General features: G+C 40.4%; 8 protein-coding genes. 3 read left to right on the top strand and 5 right to left on the bottom strand.

The window, feature by feature from the left end; genetic code table 11:
- Nucleotides 1-266 precede the first annotated feature (266 nt).
- The gene (locus FTT94_RS11200) at nt 267-611 is read left to right on the top strand and encodes a hypothetical protein (RefSeq protein WP_228157220.1); all 345 of its coding nucleotides are present in this window, start codon (nt 267-269) and stop codon (nt 609-611) included.
- 129 nt (nt 612-740) lie between these two features.
- On the opposite strand, the gene FTT94_RS11195 is transcribed toward FTT94_RS11200, so the two are convergent.
- Nucleotides 741-1,079, bottom strand: a complete 339-nt coding sequence (locus FTT94_RS11195) for a DMT family protein (RefSeq protein ID WP_078189529.1) — start codon at nt 1,077-1,079, stop codon at nt 741-743.
- Nucleotides 1,080-1,353: 274 nt separating this feature from the next.
- Between FTT94_RS11195 and mpl the strand changes: the two genes are divergently transcribed.
- Nucleotides 1,354-2,718, top strand: a complete 1,365-nt coding sequence (mpl, locus tag FTT94_RS11190; protein WP_180106614.1) for a UDP-N-acetylmuramate:L-alanyl-gamma-D-glutamyl-meso-diaminopimelate ligase — start codon at nt 1,354-1,356, stop codon at nt 2,716-2,718.
- Nucleotides 2,719-2,778: 60 nt separating this feature from the next.
- On the opposite strand, the gene FTT94_RS11185 is transcribed toward mpl, so the two are convergent.
- The 4 genes from FTT94_RS11185 to FTT94_RS11170 form a co-directional block, all read right to left on the bottom strand.
- Nucleotides 2,779-3,249, bottom strand: a complete 471-nt coding sequence (locus FTT94_RS11185) for a BLUF domain-containing protein (RefSeq protein ID WP_180170807.1) — start codon at nt 3,247-3,249, stop codon at nt 2,779-2,781.
- 161 nt (nt 3,250-3,410) lie between these two features.
- Complete coding sequence (locus tag FTT94_RS11180; RefSeq protein WP_180005551.1) at nt 3,411-3,596, bottom strand: hypothetical protein; 186 nt, start codon at nt 3,594-3,596, stop codon at nt 3,411-3,413.
- Nucleotides 3,597-3,851: 255 nt separating this feature from the next.
- Complete coding sequence (locus FTT94_RS11175) at nt 3,852-4,178, bottom strand: GNAT family N-acetyltransferase (protein WP_257225408.1); 327 nt, start codon at nt 4,176-4,178, stop codon at nt 3,852-3,854.
- 306 nt (nt 4,179-4,484) lie between these two features.
- Entirely contained in the window at nt 4,485-4,790 is a 306-nt protein-coding gene (locus tag FTT94_RS11170; protein ID WP_347269446.1) for a GNAT family N-acetyltransferase, read from the bottom strand.
- Between the two features lie 132 nt (nt 4,791-4,922).
- On the opposite strand from FTT94_RS11170, the gene FTT94_RS11165 reads away from it, so the two are divergent.
- Nucleotides 4,923-6,116 (top strand): sugar transporter, encoded by a 1,194-nt coding sequence (locus FTT94_RS11165; RefSeq protein WP_180036059.1) that lies wholly within the window; start codon nt 4,923-4,925, stop codon nt 6,114-6,116.
- Nucleotides 6,117-6,312 lie beyond the last annotated feature (196 nt).

The following is a 6,312-nucleotide window of genomic DNA, read 5'->3' as shown; positions in this document are numbered from 1 at the left end:
TGTCTTTTATACGTAATTTAAGGGTTTTCATGTACTTATATTAACAATCAAAACTCAAGGAAAATAGTCCTTAGTTAAATCAAACGACACTTCATGTCGTGTCGCTTATATCTCTGACCTGAAGGACTGAGTTTTAAGCTCCATTTGATAAAATTTAACGGTTGTCTTTAAAGAGAAAACTCCATAATATTTTTATAAAATTATTTTTATTTTTTTCAATTTTATAAAAACTTTTATTAAATCAATATTTATAAGACACTTTAAAGATGAAACAGATCTTCATCCTGCTCACTTTAGCCTTAAGCTCTCAGAGTTTTGCCCAACTGGTTCAACTCAATACCAGCCAATTTGAAATAGAATTTAACCTCTTACAGAAACAAAAAGGCTATAACAGCCAGATTAAGAGTAATGGCTACATCCACGAAAAATTTTTAGTCACTGGCAAATCGATCATTGATGAACGTGAGTCGTTCAAGATGACAGGCTATTACAAAGCAGATGATGGCCGTGATAACATGTATTCAATTTCAGAATATCGTGTGTATTGTGATGACCAAAGCTTTGGTTTTGCACTCATGGACTTTGAAGCAGACGGTCAAAGACTGTACTAACCAATGAGAGTGATTATGCCTTTGACTATGAAGATCCCACTCCACGAGACCGTGAGTTTAGTAAAGTCCTCAAAAATGCCTGCAAACACGCCTCACTTAAATGATCAGAGCCATGCAGCATTGGATCAGTTAAGCACTGCGAAACACGAAATAGACACATCCAAAAAGGCATAAACCTGCCCACAAATAGTCCAACTTAAAGGGTTGTTTAAAAAGGAAAATCATAAATGGAACGAAGACCAATAGCGTCACGACTTCTTGTGTGATTTTCATTTGACCCAAAGACCACCCATGTTTGGCCAACAGTCGCGTTGCTGGGATCATAAAACTATATTCGAGTAATGCTATAGCCCATCCAAATAAAATCGCTTGCCAGAGCGGCGCATCATGTAGAAATTTCAGATGTCCATACCAGGCCAAAGTCATAAAACAGTTGGAGATAATCAATAAAAATAGGGCAAGTGACATAAGCAATCAAGATCGCAAAAAATTGCGCTTATTGTACGTTTTTCATCATGATTTCGCGCCTATTTTCCGTGTTTTTATCCTCAAGAAAATTGCGTACATTTGATCAGTTACGTGCTCAATCTTTTTGCACGATCTCATACAAAAAAATCTATCTTTTCGCTAAGACCCTTGCTATGGTTGCTCTCAAATGAAATTAACCTTTTCAACCAAATCTATAATGACAACACCACAATAACAAAGTGATGTGTCGATAAAAGCAGTGGAGTTAGAACGAATGCATCTGCATATCTTGGGTATTTGTGGCACCTTTATGGGTTCATTGGCGCTCTTGGCGCGTGATTTAGGACATAAGGTGACGGGTTCAGACCAAAACGTTTACCCACCAATGTCTACCCAATTGGAAAATGCAGGCATTACCTTAATGCAAGGCTATGACCGTAGCCACCTTCAACCACACCCAGATCTCGTGATTGTCGGCAATGCAATGAAACGTGGCATTGATGCAGTGGAATACATGCTGAACGAAGGCCTGCCTTATATTTCTGGCCCACAGTTCCTTGCAGACCACGTGCTACAAGGTAAACATGTCTTAGGTGTTGCAGGCACCCATGGTAAAACGACAACAACGACCATGCTCGCTTGGGTCCTCGATCAAGCAGGTTTAGAACCAGGCTTTTTGATTGGCGGTGTGCCATTGGGTTTCACTGAGAGTGCACGTTTAGGCGGTGGAAAATACTTCTGTGTAGAAGCCGATGAATACGATTCTGCATTCTTCGACAAACGTTCGAAGTTCGTGCATTATCATCCAAAAACGGCGATTTTAAATAACCTTGAATTTGACCATGCCGATATCTTCGATGACTTGGCGGCGATTCAAAAGCAATTCCATCATCTGGTTCGTACTATTCCAAGTGAAGGCCGTATCATTGCGCCCATCACAGAGACAAATATTGATGAAGTCTTGGAAATGGGCTGCTGGACACCTGTAGTGCGTACATCTTTAGATGCCAATGACAAATCTGAGCTGTATGCAGAGCAATTGTCTGCTGACGGTTCACATTTCAAAGTGCTTCAGCATGGTGTCGTGAAAGGCGAAGTCAAATGGAATATGACTGGGCAACACAGTGTAGCCAATGCTTTGGCAACCATTGCTGCGGCTGAACATGTCGGTGTTTCGATTGAAACGGCGTGTGAGGCGCTTTCGAACTTTGGTGGTGTAAAACGTCGTATGGAACTTTTGGGTACCGTACGTGGCGTTGAAGTTTATGACGACTTTGCACATCACCCAACTGCAATTGATACCACACTGGAAGGTGCACGTAAGCGCTTGGGTGAACGTAAGCTTTGGGCGGTAATCGAGCCACGTTCTAATACCATGCGCATGGGTAGCCATAAAGATGGGCTTGCACATTCTGCACGCTTAGCAGATGAAGTGATTTGGTATCAACCTGAAGGTTTGGATTGGGATCTACAACCTGTGATTGAAGCTGCTGCGAATAAAGCTGTGGTGGCTCGTTCACTGGATGAGATCATTCAAACCATCGTAAGCGAGGCAGGCGAGGGCGATGCTGTGGTGATTATGTCGAATGGCGGTTTTGGTGGTTTACATCAGAAGTTGATCAGTGCATTAAAAGCCTAAACCCACTAGATAAAATAAAAAAAAGCCCGCTGCGCGGGCTTTTTTTTATTCACACTCAGCTTAAAAATAATGCTGATAGCCTCGGTTTTTATAGCCTAAATCCAGCTTAACCGGCTGTTCAACATTCTCTAATCTTAACAATGTCGTTAAAAACGCCTGAATTTGTTCTAGATTGAGCACGTCGGGTTGAAAGCTTGAATATCCAAAGCGCTGAAACAAACTAGCAATTTCACTATGTCGGTTGACATATTTCATCGACCATTTTGAAAAATCGATTTGATCAATATTTTGATCAGGATAACGCACAATATCCCGATGGCGAGTATCTTTCGCAATATGCTGAAAAAGCTGTTCGAGAGCCGCTTGCTCACCTTGCAGGCATTGGAAGAACCGGCCTTCGGCATAGTACAGCACGCCAAAAATATTTTTTTCAGTATTAAAGCTGCGGGCTCTCACCAAAATATCACTTAAATCTTGTATTAAATCAAATTGTTGTTCTACACGTGTACTGGCATAACAGAGTTGTATCATTGTGTTTATTCTTAAAGTATTTGCACGATTTTAACGTAGAAATCGCTACAGAATGAGTAAAATGTTTGTATATTTTTTAATCAAATGTGCTTTTTAACTTACAACACAAAACCAAGATCACGTATACCGATATCACCTTCATTTTTTTAAACTTATACATATTAAAACAATGAAATTATTTCCATTTGAAGATGAATAAAGAGGCCGACCATGCTTAAAAATTTACTCATTTTTTTATCGATCACTTGTGTATATTTTGCTGCCTTGATCATACTGAATAATTTTGGCGTTTCAGATTTTTTTAATGTCGTTATTTGCTCATTTATTTTAGGAATAACACTGCGCACCGTGATTCCTCACTATCTTATTTATTTACTAATGATGATGACCATTGGCAGTATTTATTTCGTGCTGAATGATTTTGCTTTATTAAATATCATGTGTTTAAGCTTGGTTTTAGGAATATTGATCTGCTCGATTTTGTTACAATTGTGGCCACATATCGTCAAAACACCATCAACGGTGTTGAAACTCAAGCTCAATTGAGCACAAAGCAGTTTTTAAATTTTCATACTGATAAAACGCCCGCATCGCGGGCTTTTTTAGGCTTGAACATCGGCTAATGTCTTGTCTCGGCGAAACATCACCTCTACATAAGAACAGGTTGGAATAATTATTAAGTGTTTCTCACGAGCGAATTCCACCAAATGATCCAATAGTACACGAGCAACCCCTTGCCCACGCAATGAATCATCTACCCACGTGTGATTTGCCACAATGGTATGTTCATCACGCCATAGATAACTCATTTCTGCAAGGCGTACACCCTCAGCATTTAACTGAAAAAATTCACCTTTTTGACCATTATCTTGATGTTGCATAGTCACTGTTTTTTCTTCCTTTTTATGAAAAAATACACCGTGTAACAAACGAGAAAGTGATTGGTACAGAACTTAAACAACCTATATTCAACTGTAGGTGATAATAAATCCGTACACCTTTCACATTAATTAAAAAACAATTAAATCACACTTGCCGGATATTTTTATTATGGACCTTTATCTTGTCGCTATCTTTGTATTACTGATTGCTGCAGCATGCTTGGTTGTATCGCTGTATAAATCACGATCTTAATTCAATTTCATAGCTAGATTTCAAATAAAAACAGCCTGATTGCAATACGATCAGGCTATTTTTATTTATCCAAATGATTAATCTACATCACGCTATACAATTTAGCGTAGAACATCACGAATCGATTCATCTTTATCAAATACAGATTTTGCAAAAGGGCAGAGTGGAATAATTTTCACGTTCTTTTCCCGAGCAAAATTCACTGCTGCATCGAGGAGATGTCGTCCAACACCTTGTCCTCGCAAGCTGTCACTGACATCGGTATGATCAATAATAAATTTATCATCGCCTGCCCATGAGTAAGTCATCTCTGCCAAACGCTCCCCATCTTGCTCAACAAAGAAAGCTCCTTTTTTTTGATCATCATCTTGTTGTACAAACATCTTAAATTTCCTCCATTTTTTTATAAATTGGCATGTAATGCAGGTCAACTCTGTTGTTTTTGTATTAATTTAAACCGCATGCACGGGGCTTAAATCTGTTCCTGCTCGTGTATAGAGCATAGTAAAATAAGCCACTTTATTTATTTGAAGACACTCATGTCTGCCTCTCCCTCCGAAACGGCTTCTTCTGGCTCTTGGACGGCTGTGATTGCTTTGGCTTTCGCAGCATTTATTTTTAATACCACTGAATTTGTACCTGTCGCGTTGCTCAGCGATATTGGCAAAACCTTTAGCTTGGCAGCGACCGATGTCGGCATCATGATTACGCTCTATGCATGGGTGGTTGCTCCGATTTCTTTGCCGATCATGTTATTGACCAAAAATATTGAACGTCGTTCACTCCTGATTTGCTTATTTATGGTGTTTATTGTCAGCCATATTCTGTCGTATTTCGCATGGAGCTTTAATACTTTATTGCTCAGTCGAATTGGCATTGCTTTCTCGCATGCACTTTTTTGGTCAATTACTGCGTCGCTGGCAGTTCGTGTTGCACCGAAAGGCAAAGAATTTCAAGCCTTGGGACTTTTAGCCACAGGCACAGCTTTGGCAATGGTTCTCGGTATTCCGTTTGGGCGTATGGTCGGAGAAGCCTATGGTTGGCGAAATACCTTTGCTCTGATTGGCATTGGCGCCAGTATCGTTTGCCTGATTTTAGCCAAAACGCTGCCGATACTGCCGAGTTTGAACTCTGGCTCGCTGAGCAGCCTAAAACAGTTTATTCGCCGTCCAAGCTTAATGATGGTCTTTGCATTAACCATTATCGTAATTAGCGCGCAATTTACCGCATATAGCTATATCGAACCGTTCTCGCTCAACATTGCTGCATTCAGCTCCATGCAAACCACCACGTTGTTATTAATCTTTGGTGCAGCAGGCTTTCTAGGTTCTTATCTCTTTGGAAAATTTGGTGGGAAATATCCCAAAGTTGCGATTCCTTTAAGTACAGCCACACTGGCTTTATCCATGCTGCTGTTGCTTCCTGTTTCTTTCAGTTTTGCAGGTGTAAGTGCAGTGTGCTTATTGTGGGGCATGAGTATCATTGGATTTAGTCTCGCATTACAGTCAAAGACACTACATCTCGCATCCGACGCCACCGATGTCGCCATGGCTATTTATTCGGGACTTTATAATGTCGGGATTGGCGGTGGTGCACTCTTGGGCGGTATCGTCAGCGTTCATTTCGGTTTGAGTTATATTGGTGTGATCGGAGGAATCATCGCCGTGATCGGCACACTTTTAGCCTTAGCGTTAGTACACCGTGGTGATTTTAACCCTCCTGTGGCACATTAAATGAATTCGCAAATTGCCGATTGCACTTTGTACTAAAAACTGTCATGCTTTGCCGCATATTTGGACAGTGTCCAAAACAAAATTTGAACAAGGGGAGTAGCCTCCTCCAAACGTAAACCTTGTTTTACGTGTCAGAATATCGTCATTACACTTTGCAAAAAGTCGGTATCTGAGCATCGCTGCTGCAAATCATTAC

Origin of the sequence: Acinetobacter sp. YH12027 (assembly GCF_013420085.1) — a bacterium.
Taxonomy (GTDB): Bacteria; Pseudomonadota; Gammaproteobacteria; order Pseudomonadales; family Moraxellaceae; genus Acinetobacter; species Acinetobacter amyesii.
The sequence above is the reverse complement of the archived record's forward strand: the minus strand, read 5'-3'. Positions and strand labels throughout refer to the sequence as shown.

Bases quoted from the DNA above. Each gene is read 5' to 3' on its own strand.
- FTT94_RS11200 (WP_228157220.1), top strand. From the start codon at position 267: ATGAAACAGATCTTCATCCTGCTCACTTTAGCCTTAAGCTCTCAGAGT.
- FTT94_RS11195 (WP_078189529.1), bottom strand. From the start codon at position 1,079: ATGTCACTTGCCCTATTTTTATTGATTATCTCCAACTGTTTTATGACT.
- mpl (WP_180106614.1), top strand. From the start codon at position 1,354: ATGCATCTGCATATCTTGGGTATTTGTGGCACCTTTATGGGTTCATTG.
- FTT94_RS11185 (WP_180170807.1), bottom strand. From the start codon at position 3,249: ATGATACAACTCTGTTATGCCAGTACACGTGTAGAACAACAATTTGAT.
- FTT94_RS11165 (WP_180036059.1), top strand. From the start codon at position 4,923: ATGTCTGCCTCTCCCTCCGAAACGGCTTCTTCTGGCTCTTGGACGGCT.